The sequence below is a fragment of the Nocardia sp. NPDC052001 genome (assembly GCF_040680615.1).
GTDB lineage: Bacteria > Actinomycetota > Actinomycetes > Mycobacteriales > Mycobacteriaceae > Nocardia.
The window spans coordinates 773,178-791,027 of record NZ_JBFAXC010000001.1 but is presented as its reverse complement, the minus strand read 5'-3'; the positions used below and the strand labels follow the sequence as shown (position 1 = coordinate 791,027).

13 protein-coding genes are annotated in these 17,850 nt (G+C 66.6%); 7 read left to right on the top strand and 6 right to left on the bottom strand.

Annotated features, from left to right (window positions below; genetic code table 11):
• Window positions 1-62: 62 nt before the first annotated feature.
• Entirely contained in the window at window positions 63-3,671 is a 3,609-nt protein-coding gene (smc, locus tag AB0L82_RS03755; RefSeq protein WP_364630522.1) for a chromosome segregation protein SMC, read from the bottom strand.
• Between the two features lie 340 nt (window positions 3,672-4,011).
• Here smc and AB0L82_RS03750 point away from each other — a divergent pair, with 340 nt between their 5' ends.
• Window positions 4,012-4,215, top strand: coding sequence for a cold-shock protein (locus tag AB0L82_RS03750; RefSeq protein WP_067574676.1), 204 nt, complete (start codon window positions 4,012-4,014; stop codon window positions 4,213-4,215).
• 72 nt (window positions 4,216-4,287) lie between these two features.
• Here the strand turns inward: AB0L82_RS03750 and AB0L82_RS03745 are convergent, their stop codons facing one another.
• On the bottom strand, window positions 4,288-4,728 hold the full coding sequence (locus AB0L82_RS03745; RefSeq protein WP_364630518.1) for a DUF1707 domain-containing protein: 441 nt from the start codon (window positions 4,726-4,728) through the stop codon (window positions 4,288-4,290).
• A 164-nt stretch (window positions 4,729-4,892) separates the two neighbouring features.
• On the opposite strand from AB0L82_RS03745, the gene AB0L82_RS03740 reads away from it, so the two are divergent.
• The 5 genes from AB0L82_RS03740 (at window position 4,893) to AB0L82_RS03720 (ending at window position 11,849) form a co-directional block, all read left to right on the top strand.
• On the top strand, window positions 4,893-6,125 hold the full coding sequence (locus AB0L82_RS03740) for an acyl-CoA dehydrogenase family protein (RefSeq protein WP_364630515.1): 1,233 nt from the start codon (window positions 4,893-4,895) through the stop codon (window positions 6,123-6,125).
• A gap of 2 nt (window positions 6,126-6,127) precedes the next feature.
• Complete coding sequence (locus tag AB0L82_RS03735) at window positions 6,128-7,252, top strand: acyl-CoA dehydrogenase family protein (protein WP_364630513.1); 1,125 nt, start codon at window positions 6,128-6,130, stop codon at window positions 7,250-7,252.
• A gap of 200 nt (window positions 7,253-7,452) precedes the next feature.
• Complete coding sequence (locus AB0L82_RS03730; RefSeq protein ID WP_364630511.1) at window positions 7,453-7,890, top strand: carboxymuconolactone decarboxylase family protein; 438 nt, start codon at window positions 7,453-7,455, stop codon at window positions 7,888-7,890.
• 108 nt (window positions 7,891-7,998) lie between these two features.
• Window positions 7,999-10,221: an acyltransferase family protein gene (locus tag AB0L82_RS03725; RefSeq protein ID WP_364630508.1), complete on the top strand. Its 2,223-nt coding sequence runs from the start codon at window positions 7,999-8,001 to the stop codon at window positions 10,219-10,221.
• A gap of 32 nt (window positions 10,222-10,253) precedes the next feature.
• Window positions 10,254-11,849, top strand: a complete 1,596-nt coding sequence (locus tag AB0L82_RS03720; protein WP_364630505.1) for a substrate-binding domain-containing protein — start codon at window positions 10,254-10,256, stop codon at window positions 11,847-11,849.
• Window positions 11,850-11,925: 76 nt separating this feature from the next.
• Here the strand turns inward: AB0L82_RS03720 and AB0L82_RS03715 are convergent, their stop codons facing one another.
• Genes AB0L82_RS03715 through kdpF form a run of 4 tightly spaced genes read right to left on the bottom strand, consistent with a single transcriptional unit; the run spans window position 11,926 to window position 16,715 of the window.
• The gene (locus tag AB0L82_RS03715) at window positions 11,926-12,807 is read right to left on the bottom strand and encodes a potassium-transporting ATPase subunit C (RefSeq protein ID WP_364630502.1); all 882 of its coding nucleotides are present in this window, start codon (window positions 12,805-12,807) and stop codon (window positions 11,926-11,928) included.
• Between the two features lies 1 nt (window position 12,808).
• Complete coding sequence (kdpB, locus tag AB0L82_RS03710; protein WP_364630499.1) at window positions 12,809-14,956, bottom strand: potassium-transporting ATPase subunit KdpB; 2,148 nt, start codon at window positions 14,954-14,956, stop codon at window positions 12,809-12,811.
• 1 nt (window position 14,957) lies between these two features.
• Window positions 14,958-16,628, bottom strand: a complete 1,671-nt coding sequence (kdpA, locus tag AB0L82_RS03705) for a potassium-transporting ATPase subunit KdpA (protein WP_364630497.1) — start codon at window positions 16,626-16,628, stop codon at window positions 14,958-14,960.
• Window positions 16,629-16,715, bottom strand: coding sequence for a K(+)-transporting ATPase subunit F (gene kdpF, locus AB0L82_RS03700; protein ID WP_364632752.1), 87 nt, complete (start codon window positions 16,713-16,715; stop codon window positions 16,629-16,631).
• Window positions 16,716-17,008: 293 nt separating this feature from the next.
• On the opposite strand from kdpF, the gene AB0L82_RS03695 reads away from it, so the two are divergent.
• A complete protein-coding gene (locus AB0L82_RS03695; protein WP_364630494.1) occupies window positions 17,009-17,677 on the top strand; it encodes a hypothetical protein in 669 nt (222 codons plus the stop codon).
• Window positions 17,678-17,850 lie beyond the last annotated feature (173 nt).

The following is a 17,850-nucleotide window of genomic DNA, read 5'->3' as shown; positions in this document are numbered from 1 at the left end:
TTCAAATAGTCGGCTTGTCGGGAATTTCACTCCCACTCAATGGGATTCCCGCATCGCACCGACTATGCGGACGCGCCCACCAAATTCTCGCCGCGCAATCGCTGCGAAATCACCTGGGTGATTCCGTCACCGCGCATGCTGACACCGTAGAGCGCATCGGCGATCTCCATGGTCGGCTTCTGGTGCGTGATGACGATCAGCTGACTCTTCTCGCGCAACTGCTCGAAAAGGCCGATAAGGCGGCGCAGGTTCGTATCGTCCAGCGCGGCCTCGACCTCGTCCATGACATAGAACGGGGACGGCCGGGCGCGGAAAATGGCGACCAGCAGCGCGACCGCGGTCAGCGACTTCTCGCCACCGGACAGCAGCGAGAGCCGCTTGACCTTCTTACCCGGCGGGCGGGCCTCGACCTCGACACCGGTGGTGAGCATGTCATTGGGATCGGTGAGCAGCAGCCGCCCCTCACCGCCGGGGAACAGTTTGCCGAAGACGCCGACGAATTCGCGCTCCACGTCTTCCCAGGCTTCGGTGAAGACCTGCAGGATGCGGGCGTCGACCTCGGCGACCACGTCGAGCAGATCCTGGCGGGCCTTCTTGACGTCCTCCAACTGGGTGGCGAGGAAGTTGTAGCGCTCCTCCAGGGCCGCGAACTCTTCCAGCGCAAGGGGATTCACCTTGCCGAGGGTGGTGAGATCCTTCTCGGCGCGTTTGGCGCGGCGTTCCTGGGTGGCGCGGTCGAACGGCATGGGCTGCGGTTCGGTGACCTGCTCACCGCGTTCCTTGGCGGCCTCGTACTCCATCATCTCCAGTGCGGTCGGCGGCATCGGGGTGTCCGGACCGTATTCGTTGATGAGGTCGTCCAGGGCCAACCCGAACTGTTCGGAGATGGTGGTTTCGAGCTGTTCGATGCGCAGCGCCGCCTGGGCGCGCGCCACCTCGTCGCGGTGCACGACATCGGTGAGCTGGGACAGCTGGGTGGTGAGGGCGCGGGCGCGCTCCTTGGTCTGATCCACCTGCGCCGCGAATTCGGTACGGCGGCGCACCAATTCGTCCCGGCGCAGCGCGGCCTGCGCGACGACCTTCTCCAGTTCGGCGGCGACCTTCTCGGCGGATTCGGCGACCACGGCCGCGACGGCGGCGGCCTGGCGGCGCGCGGCGTGCTGACGTTCGGCGCGGGCGCGGTTCTCGCGCTCGGCGCGGGCGGCGCGGCGTAGCGAATCCGCTTTGCCGCGCACCGATTCCGCGCGTTCCTCGGCGGTGCGCACGGTCAGGCGCGCCTCCACCTCCATGGTGCGGGCTTCGGCGAGCGCGGCGGCGGCTTCTTCGCGGGCGTATCCGGCGGTCTCGGTACCGGCGGAATCCGAATCCAGGTCGGAGCCTTCACCTTCCACATGCCGCAGCCGGTCCTCGAGTTCGGCGAGTTTGGCGAGGGTCTCCTCGCGCCCGGCCTCGGTTTCGGCGCGCTGGGCGAGCAGTCGTTCGCATTCGCGCTGGGCATTGCGCGCGCCCTGGCCGAGCCGTCCGAGCCGGTCGTAGATGGAGACCAGCGCCTGATCGGATTCGTGCAGGGCGAGCAGCGCGTGATCGACGGCTTCCTTGCGGTCGGTCTGTTCGGCGAGCGCACCCGACAGCGCGGCCTCGAATTCCTCGGCATGGCGCACCCAGGAGTCGAGTTCGGCCTTGGCGGAATCGATTTCGGCCTGCACCTCGAGCTGACTGGGCGCGCGGTCGGAACCGCCCAGCACCCAGCCCGCACCGGTGAGATCGCCCTCGCGGGTGACCACGCGCAATTCGGGGCGGGCGGCGACGACGCGGGTTGCGGTCTCCAGATCGGCGGCAACGGCGATGCCCGTGGTCAGCGCCGCGATCGCACCGCGCATGTGATCGGGGCATTCCACCACGTCGGCGAGCCAGCGCGCACCGTCGGGCAGCGCACCGCCGCCGCGCGAATCCGGTTGTGCCGCACCGGCGTACACCAGCGCGACGCGTCCGCCGTCGGCGTCCTTGAGCGCGCGCACGGCGGCGTGCGCGGCGGGCCCGGTATCGGCGGCGACGGCATCGGCGAGCGGTCCGAGCGCGGCGGCAACGGCGGCTTCGAAGCCACCCTGCACCCGGATCAGCCCGGACAGCGGTCCGAGCAGTCCGTCGGCGCGGTGTTCGAGCAGCCAGGCCGCGCCGTCGCGGCGGGCCAGGCCCATGGTGAGCGCTTCGATGCGCGCGGTCAGCGAGGCGACGCGCTTTCCGGCCTCTCGATCCTGTTCGCGCAGTTCGGTGACACGCTGATCGGCGAGTTGCAGGGCCTCGGCGGCGTGTTCGTAGGAGGCGTCCAATCCGGCCTCGCCCGAATCGAGCTCGCTCAATTCCTCCTGGACGGACTCGAATTCGGCGTCGGCGGCCGAACCGCGCTGGCGCGCCTCGGCGATGGAGGCGGAGATGCGATTGATCTCCCCGTCCACCGATTGCGCGCGCGAGCGCAGCGTGTCGACCTGTCCGGACAGCCGGGCCAGGCCCTCGCGCCGGTCGGCGATGGCGCGCACGGCGGCCAGATGCGCCTGTTCGGCGGCTTTGGCGGCCTGTTCGCGCTCGTGCAGCAGATCGCGGGCGGCCTCGAGGGTTTCGGTGGCGATCTCGACGGCCTCGACGAGTTCGGCCTCCTCGGCCTCGACCCGGTCGGCATCGCGTTCGAGCTGATCGGGATCGCGGCCCTCGCCGACCGGTTGCTCGATGGTCAGATTTCGTGCGCGGTCCCGGGCGATTCGAATAGTGGCATTGACGCGTTCGGTCAATGCGGACAGCTGGAACCAGGTCTGCGCCGCCGCCTCCGCGCTCGGGGTGAGCCGGGACAGCTCGAATTCCTGCTGTGCGAGTGCGGCATTGGCGGCATCCAATTCCGCGTGCACGTTGACCTGCTGTTCGCGCGCGTACGATTCCTTGCTCTGCTGGCTCTCCAGCTCATGCCGCCTGCTGACCAGGTCATCGGCCGCCAAGCGCAGGCGCGCGTCGCGCAATTCGGACTGTACGGTGGCCGCGCGCCGGGCCACCTCGGCCTGGCGTCCGAGCGGTTTGAGCTGGCGGCGCAGTTCGGTGGTGAGGTCGGTCAAGCGAGCCAGATTCGCCTGCATGGCGTCCAGCTTGCGGACCGCCTTCTCCTTGCGGCGACGGTGTTTGAGCACGCCCGCGGCCTCTTCGATGAAGGCGCGGCGATCCTCGGGCCGGGATTCCAGGATGGCCGAAAGCCGCCCCTGACCCACGATGACGTGCATTTCGCGGCCGATGCCGGAGTCGCTGAGCAATTCCTGCACATCCATCAGGCGGCAGGAATTGCCGTTGATCTCGTATTCACCGGCGCCGTCGCGGAACATGCGGCGGGTGATGGAGACCTCGGAGTACTCGATGGGCAGCATGCCGTCGGAATTGTCGATGGTCAGGGTCACCTCGGCGCGCCCCAGCGGCGCGCGGCCGGCGGTGCCGGCGAAGATGACGTCCTCCATCTTTCCGCCACGCAGCGCTTTCGCGCCCTGCTCCCCCATCACCCAGGTCAAGGCGTCGACGACGTTCGACTTCCCCGACCCATTGGGGCCCACCACGCAGGTGATGCCGGGTTCCAACCGCAGCGTCGTCGCGGACGCGAAGGACTTGAAGCCCTTCAGCGTCAGACTCTTGAGGTGCACAGCCGCCCAGGCTACCCGGTAATTCGCGATTGCCCCGAGTATGCCGACAACGCGTCCTGTCGAGCGCCGACCGGCGGGTGGGGTGATCGCAGTGGTCCGGGTCGTCATTCGTCGCGCTAATGACTTGCGACACGTCCACACCGTGGGAATTCGTCGGATGTCCCGGAGATCAGGTACTGTCTTTCGTGTTGCAACTTTTGGTTCTCACAGACTTCAGTACGCGCCTGCTGACCATCACGCAGGCGCGCATTTGTGTTTCCAGTGATTCCTGACGGGGTCATTACAGCGACATCAGACCCGCAAAGTGCGGGTCGCACCAAAACAAAGAGGAGAGTCAATCGTGGCTACCGGTACCGTGAAGTGGTTCAACACCGAAAAGGGCTTCGGCTTCATCGAGCAGGACGGTGGCGGCCCTGACGTGTTCGCCCACTACTCGAACATTGCCGCTCAGGGCTTCCGCGAGCTGACCGAGGGCCAGAAGGTCTCGTTCGACATCGCGCAGGGCCAGAAGGGCCCCCAGGCCGAGAACATCACCCCTGCCTAATTAGCAGGAGTTCGACCGGCGGCCCGGTGCACTTCGGTGCACCGGGCCGCCGGTCTTTTGCCGTCCGTTGCCCTATCGCGCGCGCAGATCCACGCGGCAGTGGTTCGAGGCGGTCGCCTCCCAACCCATGACGGCACGGAAAGCCAGTACCGCACCCCAGGGGCCGATGACCCATACGGGCCAGGGGTAGGTGAACTCGCCCGCCGCCACCGAGACCATGGCCCAGATGGCGACGCAGAGCAGTCCGACCGCGAGCCAGGCGCTGCCCTCGATGCGCTGCCAGATCGGGAAGCGTCCCAGTGAGCGCGATTGCGCCACAGGCGCTTTCGAGAGTTTCGGCAGATCGCCGAGTACCCGGCCCAGGTCCTCGCGGGTGGCGGTGGCGTAGACCTGGTTCAGGCGTTCGTGGTATTCGGCGACGTCCAGGCGGCCATCGGCCATATGGCGGCCCAGCGCTTCGGCGACCTGTGCGCGCTCGGCATCGGAGGCGCGGGTACCGGGGCTGATGTCCATGATCGTTCCTTCCTCGATATTCCTTTGTGGAACGTCTTACATCCCAGGATATTCCTCCACAGTGGAATGTCAATCCCGTCAAGTGAGGGCAGGTGCCAGCACATTTGCCAGCGAGGGTGAGGCAGTGAGATGGTTGGGGTCGGTTCTTCGCACAAGGAGTTTTCGTGGACCTCGACTGGTCGCCCGCTGAGCTGGCGTTTCGCGATGAAGTGCGCCGCTTCCTCGATGAGAATCTGACCCCCGGACTGCGGCGCGCGGGACGGTTGGCCACCAGCGTCTATCCGGACCACGAGGCCAGCATGGAATGGCAGCACATCCTGCACGCCAAGGGCTGGGCCGCACCCGCGTGGCCGGTGAAATACGGCGGCTGCGATTGGAGCCTGACCCAGCACTACATCTTCGGCCGCGAATGCACCCTCGCCGGTGCGCCGAACCTGTCCCCCATGGGGATTCGCATGGTCTCGCACGCCATCATGGCGTTCGGCACCGCGGAGCAGAAGGATTTCTTCCTGCCGCGCATCCTGACCGGCGAGGTGTTCTTCTGCCAGGGCTATTCCGAGCCCGAGGCGGGATCCGATCTGGCCTCGCTGTCCATGGCGGCGATCGAGGACGGTGAGGAGCTGGTGGTGACCGGATCCAAGATCTGGACCACGCACGCCACCGAGGCCAATTGGATCTTCGCGCTGGTGCGCACCTCGAAGCAGGCCAAGAAGCAGCAGGGCATCACCTTCGTGCTGATGGAGATGGACGCGCCCGGCATCCAGATCCGCCCGCTGGTGATGACCTCCGGCGAACAGGTGCAGAATCAGGTCTTCTTCGATCAGGTGCGGGTGCCCAAGGCGAATGTCTTGGGGCGCATCGACGATGGCTGGACCGTCGCCAAATTCCTGCTCAATTTCGAGCGCGGCGGCGGCGCGGCGGCCCCGGCGCTACAGGTGATGGCCGAGGAGCTGGCACAGGCCGCCCGCACCCAGCCCGGCCCGAACGGCGGTGTGCTGCTGGATGATCCGGCGTTCGCGGCCAAGCTGGCCGATGCCCGGATGCGCGCGGATGTGCTGGAGATCCTCGAATACCGCACGCTCGCACTGGTTTCCAGCGGGAAGGATCCGGGTCCGGCCGCGTCCACCATCAAGATTCTGGGCACCGAACTGAGCCAGGCGCTGACCGAACTGGCGCTCGAGGCCGCCGGACCGCGCGGGCGGGTCTATCAGCCGCACGCCACCATGCCGGGCGGGCCGATCGCCGATTTCACCCCGCCCGCGGACGGTTTCGTCTCCGGCGAGGAATGGCAGGCGGTCGCGCCGCTGCGCTATTTCAACGATCGCGCCGGTTCGATCTACGCCGGCAGCAATGAGATTCAGCGAAACATCATCGCCAAAGCGACCCTGGGACTGTAGCCATGGACTTCTCCTTCACCGCTGAACAAGAACTGCTCCGCGATACCGTCGTCGAATATCTCGCGGCCCGCTACGACCTCGAAAGCAGCCGTGCCGCAGCGCGAATCGGCGCGGGCTGGCAGCCGCGGGTGTGGCGCGGACTGGCCGAGGAGGTCGGCATCCTGGGCGCGGCGCTGCCCGAATCGGTCGGCGGCATCGGCGGCGGACCCGTCGAGACCATGATCATCGCCGAGGCGCTCGGCGGGGCGCTGGTGGTCGAACCCTATGTGGACACCGTGGTCGTGGGTGGCGGGCTGCTCCGGCGAGCGAGCGGTAAGCGCGCCGAGGATCTGCTGTCCGGTATCACCGAGGGCTCGGTGGTCATCGGCTTCGCCGGACTGGAACCCCAGTCCGGTTACGACTACGGCACCATCGCCGCCAGCGCCGTGCGCGAGGGCGACGACTGGCTGCTGACCGGCGTGAAGACCGTGGTCACCTCGGCCCCGATCGCCACCCACCTGCTGGTGACCGCGGCGATCGACGGCGAAATCGCGCTCTTCGCGGTCGATTTCGATGCCGCCAACCCGCCCGCCGGGCTCACCGTGGAGTCGTACCGCACCATCGACGAACGCCCGGCCGCGGACCTGACCTTCCAGAACTTGCGTCTCCCGGCGGATTCCCTGCTGCTGACCGATGCGGGCGGTGCGGTGGCGGCGACCATCGACGAAGCCATCGCCGCGATTTCGGCCGAGGCGGTCGGGGCCATGCGCAAGGTGGTCGCGGATACCGTCGAATACACCAAGCAGCGGCACCAGTTCGGTGTCCCCATCGCCAGCTTCCAGGCGCTGCAGCACCGCATGGTGAATATGCATCTGGAACTCGAACAGGCCGTTGCCGCAAGCTATCTGGTGACGCTGAAGCTGACCGCGACCCCGGCCGAACGCGCCAAGGCGGCCTCGGCCGCCAAGGCCACCATCGGCCGGGCCGCCCGCCTCATCGGGCAGGAGGCGGTGCAGTTGCACGGGGCCATGGGCATGACCGAGGAATTGGCCATCGGCCATTTCTTCAAACGTCTCACCGCCGTGCAGTACGAATACGGCACCACCGCGCACCACACCGCCCGCTATGCGGCACTGACCCGGCCGTAACCGCCCGAACCACGGTTACGGCCTCCGGGCCCCAGGGGGTGGGGCCACGGTGACCGCCGGGTCCGCACATCCGAACCAGTGCGCGGACCCGGCGGATCACGCTGTGATCGGCCGCACAGTCGCCTCGCGTCACGTACGCGCGCCCTTTCTCGTCCAAGGTGTGTACCGAACCGATCGGCACGTCATGAAAGGACGAGCACATGTCACGAATGAACCTGGCAGCGGTCGCGCCCGAGGTTTACAAGGCGTGGATGGCGGCCGAGGTCGCGATTCGGCGCGGCCCGCTCGACGCGACAGTCCGCGAACTGGTGAAGATCCGGGTGTCCCAGATCAATCGATGCCTCTTCTGCATCGAGATGCACACCACCGAGGCCCGCAAGGAGGGCGAGACCGAGAAGCGCATCTACCATCTGAACGCCTGGCGCGAATCCGACCAGTTCACGCCCGCCGAGCGCGCCGCGCTCGAATACGCCGAAGCCGCCACCGAACTCGGCGAACACGGCGTCTCCGACGAGATCTGGGCCGAGGTCGAGAAGAATTTCGACGAGGGCGCGCGCGGCGGCCTGGTGGCCATCACCGCCCAGATCAACCTCTGGAACCGCATCGGCGTCCCGCTGCGCCTCTACGACGCGGACTGATCAGGGTCGGACCACCCCCGCGATCATCGGGACGATGGCCACATTCCGGTGAAGATTCGTGCGGCGATTGGCAAATATGCGGCTACGGATACCAGAATGGTCGCCGCCATGTCCTTTGCCAGCACCGATCAGCCCGCGCCGTCAGCGCCGGACAGCGAGCCTCAGGCCGCACCGGTGCCGAGTCCGGGTTCCGGGGCGCATGATCCGGGGGCCTACCGGCACGATCTGGACGGTTTGCGCGGGATCGCCATCGCCTTGGTGGTGGCGTTCCACATCTGGTTCGGGCGGGTGTCCGGCGGCGTGGACGTCTTCCTGGTGCTGTCCGGATTCTTCTTCACCGGGATGCTGGTGCGACGCTCGGATTCGGGCGTCGTCGGGGTGCCCGCGACGATTCGCCGGACCCTGCGACGGCTGTTGCCCGCCATGGTGGTGGTGCTGGCGGCGGTGGTGATCGCGGCGGTGCTGCTGCTGCCGCACACCCGCTGGTCCGATATCGCGGCGCAGACGCTGGCGTCACTGTTCTACTACCAGAACTGGTATCTGGCGCTGTCCTGGTCGGATTATCTGGCCGCGGATCCGTCGGTGAGTCCGCTGCAGCATCTGTGGTCCATGTCGGTGCAGGGGCAGTGCTATCTCGGCATGCTGCTGATCATCGCGACGGTGGCGTGGCTGTGCCGCCGGGGTCCGGCGCTGCGCCGGTTCACCCCCGTGCGCGGTGTGCTGGCCTCGGGTCCGATGCGGGCGCTGCTGCGTTCCGGGTTCGGCCGCCGGATGGTGCGGACTTCGCGGCAGAATGTGCTGCGCATCGGCTTGGCCGTGATCTTCACCGCCATCGCGGTCGCCTCGTTCTGCTATGCCGCCGAAGGGGTTTCGACCCAGCAGGGCTGGAACTACTACGACACTTTCGCACGCGCCTGGGAGCCTCTCACCGGTGCGCTGCTGGCGCTGGCGGCTCCGCTGGTCAAGCTGCCCAAACCGGTGCGCGAGATGCTGGGCTGGGCGGGTATCGCCGCGATCATCGCGTGCGGCTGGCTGGTGAACGGCTCCTCGGTCTTCCCCGGTCCGTACGCTCTGATTCCGGTGCTGGCGACCGTCGCGCTGATTCTGGCCGGGGCCGGACTCGCCACCGCCGGACAGCCGCTGGTGAATCGCCTGCTGGCGAGTGCGCCCATGGTCGGGCTGGGCGGTTTCGCCTACGCGCTGTACCTGTGGCATTGGCCGATTCTGATTTTCTATCTGGGCGAACGGCATTCGCGTGCGGCCGGTGCGGTCGGCGGGCTGATCATCATCCTGGTCTCGTTCGTACTCGCCTATCTCACACACCGTTTCGTGGAGGAACCGCTGCGCCTGCGGTCCACGCCGGCCGTGCTCGCCGCGCCCGCCCGCGCCCGCGTGCTGATCGGCGTCGCGGTCTCGACGGTGGGCGTACTGCTGCTGGGATCGACCGTCGCCTGGCAGTGGAGCATGGGTGCGAAGGCGCACGCGGTGGGTGAGCTCGATCCGGCGAAATATCCGGGCGCGGCGGCGCTCGCCGATGGCGCGCTGGTGCCGCGCGCGCCAATGCGGCCGACCATCGAGGAAGCCCCGGCCGATGTCGCCTATCCGACCCGGGACAGCTGTATCGCCGATTTCGACACCCGCTCGGTGGTCACCTGCGCCTACGGTGACGCGAACGCGCATCGCACCATCGCGGTGGTCGGCAATTCCCATGCCGAGCACTGGATTCCGGCTCTGCAGATCGTGGCGGAGAAGTACCGCTTCAAGATCAGCGTCTACCTGAAGATGGGGTGCCCGCTCACCGTGGCGGAGGAACCCATGTACAAGGGTCAGCAGAATCCGGACTGCAAGGACTGGTCACACGATGTGATCGAGCGGCTCGGCGCGGAACGCCCCGACTACGTTTTCACCACCGGCACCCGGCCCGCGGACAATGGCGGCGACGAGATTCCGCAGGATTACCTCGACGTCTGGCATGAACTCGCCGATCGCGGTTTGCAGGTGCTCGCCATGCGCGATACGCCGTGGTTGCGCCGCAATGGAATTCGCTATCGCGCCATCGATTGCCTGGCCTCGGGCGGTAATCGGGTGGAATGCGGGATGAAACGCCCCGACGCCCTCTCGGCGGTGAATCCGGCGCTGGCGGCCTCGGACGATTTCCCCAATGTGCATGTGCTGGACCTGAACAACGCGGTCTGCGAACCCACGGTCTGCGCCGTGGTGGAGGGCAATATCCTCATCTACCACGATGAGCATCACCTCACCGCGAGCTATTCCCGTTCTCTGGCACCGGAACTCGAACGCCAGCTACGCCCGATTCTGGGCTGGTGGTGAGTTCGTTCTCGTTCCGGTAACCCTGGATCGGTATGGTGCAGCCCAGCAGCTCGATCCTGCGGGCGGACAACAGAATTCGAGGTCTGGTGAACGGCGGGGGCTTTCCTATCGAAATCGTTCTTGCGCTGATCGGCATTGTGGTGCCGGTCGCGGCGTTCGTCTGGGAGTTCGTCCTGGTAGGGCGCAAACGACTCGGCTACCGGGTGCAGATGGATACGCCGGTCACCGGTGAAATCGAATCCGTATTCCCCGGTGTGCTACCGCAATTGCGGCCGGACGGCACCGGCACGCCACCGGAGCTGAAGGACCTTTCCGTCGTTCTGGTCCGCATCGAGAACGACGGCGCGACCGATATCGACGACGGCGATTACGCAGTGCCCGAGGCCGAAAAGGTCGGCGTGCACATTCATTTCCCGAACCGCCGCGTCATCGGTATGGCCGTCACCGAACTCAGCGATGACACGCTCGGCGACTGCCTGCGACCCGGCACCGGAATCGGCGCGCGCGAGGACGCCGCACACCACGTCGGCATCATCGACCTGCCCAAGGTGCCGATGAATCGCAGCGACCACTACAAGATCCTGGCGATTCTGGAACGCAGCGCGGGCCGGGGCGAATATCCCGCGCCGACGGTGCGCGCCAAGATCAAAGGCGGCAGTGTCGCCGAAACCCGAAGCAACTCCGGCCGTTCCCCGCGCCTGCTCGCGCTGATCGCCTTCCTGGTGGCGGTCGTCGCCGTTCAGTATGTCGTCGGCCTGCGCGACCAGGACACCGTGGTGAACGCCCAGTGCACCAGCGGCAAGCTCACCCTGGTGGGATCGACGGCGTTCGAGCCGGTCATGCGCGATGCCGCCACCGCATACCACAAACTATGCGACGGAGCGGATTTCAGTTTCGAGTTCGACGGCACCGACCGCGGCCTGAGCCGCGTCGACGATGACGGCACGGACAATCCGAATCTGCTGGCCGTCAGCGACGGACCCAAGGGTCCCGGCTATCCGAATCTGCGTCCACGCACCGTGGCGCTGTCCCTGTTCACCATGATTGTGAATCCCGGTGTGGGGGTCACCGATCTCACCGTGGCGCAGATTCGCGATATCTACGCGGGCCGGATCGCGAATTGGCAACAGCTGGGCGGTCCGGATCTGCCGGTGCGCGTGGTGAATCGGTCGCTGGGCTCGGGTACCCGCGAGACCTTCCGCACCCGCCTGCTGGGTGACGGGCAGCCCCCCGCACCGCCCGCCACCAGCTGCCGTGCCATTGTCGCGGGTAATCCGGGCGGCGCGTCCTTCTGCGAGGTCCAGATCACCAAGGACATGCTCAAAACCGTCGCGGAACTGCGCGGGTCCATCGGCTACGCCGAGAACGCCGACGCCGCGAAGGTGTCCGATATCAAGGCGGTGACCATCGGCGGCCAGTCCCCCGCCCGCGAACAGGTGGCCGCGCACGCCTATCCGTTCTGGAATGTCGAATACGCCTACAGCAACGGAGAACTCCCCGCGGATTCGCTGGCGGCGGCCTTCCTGCGCTATCTGACCGATCTACAGGGCAAGGACGTCGTCCGGTCCTACGGCAATACGCCCTGCACGGAACTGCCGAATCCGACCACGTGCACCCCGAACCCATGAGGCGCGAGGTCCACAGTCACTCCGCACGAGAGTGACTGTGGGCCTGCGTATTCCACCGGCCGACGCCGGGCGGGTATCAGGCGCGGAACGGGTACTTGCCGTCCAGATCGAGGTTGAGTTCGACCACGTTCACGCGCGGCTGGCCCATGAAGCCGAGGACGCGACCGCTGGTGTGCGCGTCCACCAGTGCCCGCACCTGATCCGCGGAGACATTGCGGGCCTTGGCGATTCGAGCGATCTGGATATCCGCGTACGCCGGGGAGATGTGCGGGTCCAGACCGCTGCCGCTGGCGGTGACGGCGTCGGTGGGCACGACCGGCTGTGCCGGGGCGTCACCGCGAACGGGGACGATGAGCCCGGCCGAGTAATCCTCGCCGTCGGTGGCGCATTCGACCTTCACACCCTGGTACTCGGCCAGGAACGGGGTCTTGGTCACCGAGCAGAACTCGTTGACGCTCACCACCTTCTCCGGATGGTCGACGGTGCCGTTGGTCTGGCGCGGGCCGATCACCGAGAGCACCGCGCCCACGCCGCCGGGGGTGCAGAACGGGCGAGCGCCGTCCACGCCTTCCAGTTCGCCGATGGTCTTGCTGCGGGTGCACACCGTGGTGAGCAGGCCGATCTTGTCCGGCGCGCTGTCCACGATGTTCTCCGGGCCGAGATTGCTCGCGGCCGTGGCGGTCGGGTCGTATCCGCTGGACCCGGCGGCCGACGGGCGGCTCTGGAAGTACTGCACCAGCGCGCCGCCCTTGTCATCGGTGAAGGATTGCCCGATGAGGCTGGAGCCCACCGTCTTTCCACCCGATTCGATGAGCGACCCGTCGGCGTTGTCCTTCAGGCCGGGCAGCTGTGCGATCGCGAAAACCGCCAGCGGATAGATGATTCCGGTGATCGCGGTCAGCACCAGTAGCGCGCGCAGGGCCGCCACATGCTGCCGGATCCAGGTTGACATGCGCATTTCAGGACATCCCGGGGAGGAATTGGACGACGAGGTCGATCAGCTTGATCCCGATGAACGGGGCGATGATCCCACCCACGCCGTAGACGGCCAGGTTGCGGCTCAACAGCTTCGAGGCTGCCGCGGGCTTATAGGCCACGCCGCGCAGCGCCAGCGGGATCAGCAGCACGATGATGATCGCGTTGAAGATGACCGCGGACAGGATGGCGGACTGCGGGCTCGCCAGCCGCATCACATTGAGCATGTCCAGGCCGGGGTACAGCGCCACGAACAGCGCCGGAATGATGGCGAAGTACTTGGCGATGTCATTGGCGATGGAGAACGTGGTGAGCGCGCCGCGGGTGATCAGCAATTGCTTGCCGATCTCCACGATCTCGATGAGCTTGGTCGGATCCGAATCGAGGTCGACCATATTGCCCGCCTCTTTGGCGGCCGAGGTGCCGGTGTTCATGGCCACACCGACATCGGCCTGGGCGAGTGCGGGCGCGTCATTGGTGCCGTCACCGGTCATGGCGACCAGGCGGCCACCGGCCTGCTCCTTCTTGATCAGGGCCAGCTTGTCCTCGGGGGTGGCCTCGGCGAGGAAGTCGTCCACGCCCGCCTCATCGGCGATCGCCTTGGCGGTCAAGGGATTGTCGCCGGTGATCATGACAGTGCGGATGCCCATCTTGCGCATCTCGTCGAAGCGCTCGCGCATGCCCTGCTTCACCACATCCTTGAGATGGATGACGCCGACCAGCCGGGCCTTACCGTCCCTGACCTCCGCGACCACCAGCGGTGTGCCGCCGGAGGCGGAGATGCCGTCCACGCTCTGGCCGAGCAGGTCCGGAATCGAACCACCCTGTGCGCGCACCCATTCGGTGACCGCACTGGCCGCACCCTTGCGCAGCTGATGACCATCGGACAGGTCCACGCCCGACATGCGGGTCTGGGCGGTGAATTCCACCCAGGTCGCGCCGGTGAGCTCACCGGGGGTGCGCTCGCGCTTGTTGTACGCGGTCTTGGCGTACACCACGATGGAGCGGCCCTCGGGGGTCTCGTCCGCGAGGCTGGAAAGCTGTGCGGCATCGGCCATTTCGTCGGCGGTGACACCCGGCATCGGCACGAAGTCCGACGCCTGGCGATTGCCGAGGGTGATGGTGCCGGTCTTGTCCAGCAGCAGCGTGTTCACATCGCCCGCAGCCTCGACCGCACGGCCCGACATGGCCAATACATTGCGCTGCACCAGCCGGTCCATACCGGCGATGCCGATGGCGGAGAGCAGCGCGCCGATGGTGGTCGGAATCAGGCAGACCAGCAGTGACACCATGACGATGCCGGTGATGCCATTGCCGTTGAGCGCCAAGCTGTCCGGCACGCCGGGCAGGTTGACCTTGGAGTAGATGGCCAGCGGCTGCAAGGTCGCGACCGCGAATACGAAGATGATGGTGAGCGCCGCGAGCAGGATGTTCAGCGCGATCTCGTTCGGCGTCTTCTGCCGCGACGCGCCCTCGACGAGCGCGATCATCTTGTCGATGAAACTGCCGCCCGGCTCCTGGGTGATCTTCACGACCACCCGGTCGGACAGCACCGTGGTGCCACCGGTGACGGCGGAACGGTCGCCGCCGGATTCGCGGATGACGGGCGCGGATTCACCGGTGATGGCCGATTCGTCCACCGAGGCGATGCCTTCCACGACATCACCGTCACCCGGAATGACCTGGCCCGCCTCCACGACGACGAAGTCGCCGCGCTGGAGTTCGGCCGCGGCGACCTTCTCCTCGATCACCCGTGCGCCGGGTGACCAGTTGGCCAGGCGGCGGGCGACGGTGTCGGTCTTGGCTTTACGCAGCGTGTCGGCCTGCGCCTTACCGCGCCCCTCGGCGACGGCCTCCGCCAGATTGGCGAAAAGCACTGTCGCCCAGAGCCATACGACGATGGCCCAGCCGAAGAAGGAAGGGTCGACGATCGCGAGGATGGTGGACCACACCGCGCCGATCTCCACGATCAGCATGACCGGATTGCGCCACAGCGTGCGCGGGTCCAGTTTCTTGACCGCGTCCGGCACGGACTTCAGCAGCAGCTGCGGATCGAACAGTCCGCTGGTGACCCGGCCCTTGGGCGCCGACGCCGCCGGCGTCACCGCGGGTTCGATGGTGGGAGCAGACATGTCAGTGGATTCCTTCGGCGAGCGGCCCGAGCGCCAGCGCGGGCAGGAAGGTCAGGGCGACCAGGATGATGGTCACGCCGACGACCATGCCGATGAACTGCGGCCGGTGTGTCGGTAGCGTGCCGATCGATTCCGGCGTCGAACCCTGCTGTGCCAGCGAACCGGCCAGTGCGAGAACGAAAATGATCGGCAGGAAGCGGCCGAAGACCATGGCCAGGCCGAGCGCGGTGTTGAACCATTCGGTATTGCCGGACAGTCCCGCGAAGGCGGAGCCATTGTTGTTGGCGGCGGAAGTGAAGGCGTACAGCACTTCCGAGAGTCCGTGCGGTCCCCCGTTCGCCATACTGGCGCGCTGTCCGGGCATGGCCATCGCGACCGCCGTGCCGATGAGCACGATGAGCGGGCTGATCAGGAAATACGAAGCGGCGAGCTTGATTTCACGCGGGGTGATCTTCTTGCCGAGGTATTCCGGGGTGCGCCCGACCATGAGGCCCGCGACGAACACCGTGATGACCGCCAGGATCAGCATGCCATAGAGACCGGATCCGGTACCGCCGGGCGCGACCTCGCCGAGCTGCATATTGAACATGGTCATCATGCCGCCGAGGCTGGTGTACGAATCGTGGAACGAGTCCACCGCACCGGTCGAGGTGAGCGTGGTCGCCGAGGCGAAGGTCGCCGAATTCGATACGCCGAAGCGGGTTTCCACCCCTTCCAGGGACGCACCGAGCGCGGTCGGAACCGTGCCGTGGTGCTGCAACTGGAACAGGTTGGTCAGCAGGGTGCTGGCCAGCGCGATCACCGACATGACCGCGGCGATGGCATAACCCTGCTTCTTGGAACCGACCATGCGCCCGAAGGTGCGCGGCAGCGAGAAGCTGATCACCAGCAGCAGGAAGATCTCCAGCCAGTTGGTCCAGGCGTTCGGGTTCTCGAACGGATGCGCGGAGTTGGCGTTGTAGAAGCCGCCGCCATTGGTGCCGAGTTCCTTGATGACCTCTTGGCTCGCGACCGGTCCGCCGGTGATCGTCTGTGTCCCACCGGTAATGGTCTGCGCGACCTGATCGTGCAGGTGGAAGTTCTGGATCGCACCGCTCGCGACGAGCACGATGGCGGACACGAACGCCAGGGGCAGCAGAATGCGGATGGTTCCCCTCACCAGATCCACCCAGAAGTTGCCCAGATCGCCGGTGTGCCTGCGCGCGAAGCCGCGCACCAGCGCCACCGCCACCGCCATGCCGACGGCGGCCGAGACGAAGTTCTGCACCGCGAGCCCGGCCATCTGCACCAGGTGGCCCTGGGTCGATTCACCGGAGTAGTTCTGCCAGTTCGTATTCGTGACGAAGCTGACGGCGGTGTTCCAGGCCAGCGCCGGGGTCATCTCGGTGCCCGGATCGTTCAGGTGCAACGGCAGTTTGCCCTGAATCAGCTGGAGGAAGAACAGGAACAGAATGCTCACGGCCGAGAAGGCCAGGACGCTGCGCGCGTACACGCCCCAGGTCTGTTCGACCCCGGGCTGTACGCCGATGGCGCGGTACAGGCCGCGTTCGGCCTTGGAATGCTTATCTCCGCTGTAAACCCGGTACATGTAATCGCCGAGCGGTACATGCACCAGGGCCAGCGCGATCACCAGGGCCATCGTGAAGATGAGCCCCGCGGTAGTCGTGCTCACTTAGAACCTTTCCGGGTACAGCAATGCCGCGATCAGAAAAACGGCGATGCCGACGGCCAGAACCAGACCGATAACGTTCTGCGTCACAGCCGTTCCACCCCGCGCTGGATCAGGCCGAGCAGGGCGAAAATCGCCACCGTCAGCACCGTGAACACCACGACGGACATCTATCGAAACCTCTCTCTAACCGGTGCCGCGCCTCAGGTGCGGCAGAGCGAGTCAAGCGGTCGATTGGTCGCTATTCGAGGTCCTTTACGCCTTCTTAGCGTCTCGCGGTCGCGCCTTGACGCTCCGCTTACACGCTCAGCTCGGTGTGTCGGAATGCGGGCGTGGCGCAGGTCTTCCGTAACCTTCATCAGGCAGCCGACAAGGGAGGCCCCATGTTCGAACGCGCACTACAGAAGTCAGTGGAGCTGGTCCTCAAGGGCGGCACCGGGATCCAGGCCCCGCTCGCCGCCAAATACGTGGCGCGACTGCACCGCAAACATCCGGATCGCTCGCCGGCGGGTATCGAGCAGGGCTTGGAACTGCGGTACCTCACGGTGGTCACCATCAGCGGGACCCTGGCCGGGCTCTCGGCCGCGGTGCCCGGTGTGGGCACGCTCATCGGATTGGCCGTCAGCGGCGTCGAATCCGTGTTCTTCCTGGAGACCTCGGCGCTGTACGCCGCGTCGCTGGGCGCGGTGCACGGTATGGGCGATCTGCCGCCCAAACAGCGCCGCACCCTGGTAGCCGGTGTGGTGCTGGGCGAGACCGGGGAGCAATTGCTCGGTAAGGGCGCGAGTCAATCCGCCCGCGACTGGGCCAGTACCGTCGGCGATCACCTGCCGGTGATCAAGAACATCGACAACGCCATGGCCAAACGCTTCATCGTGCAATTCGTCGTCAAACGCGGTGTGCTCATGTTCGGCAAGACCCTGCCCGCGGGCATCGGCGCGGTCATCGGCGCCATCGGTAACCGGGCCCTGGCCAAATCCGTGATCAGCAACGGCCAGCGCACTTTCGGGCCCGCGCCGACCAGTTGGGACCACGCATTCGCCACGAAATAGCTTTGGCACGATAGGTCACATCGCGAGCCGTGTTCGGTCATAACTCGCCCCCTACAGTTGGCGACGGTTCTGGGAATCGTGTGGGTAACCAGACCACTTCGAGGGGTGGAGGCCCCGCCCTCGCGCTCCCGGTGGCCAGTACCCGCGGGGCGGGCCCTCCACCGACATCTCCC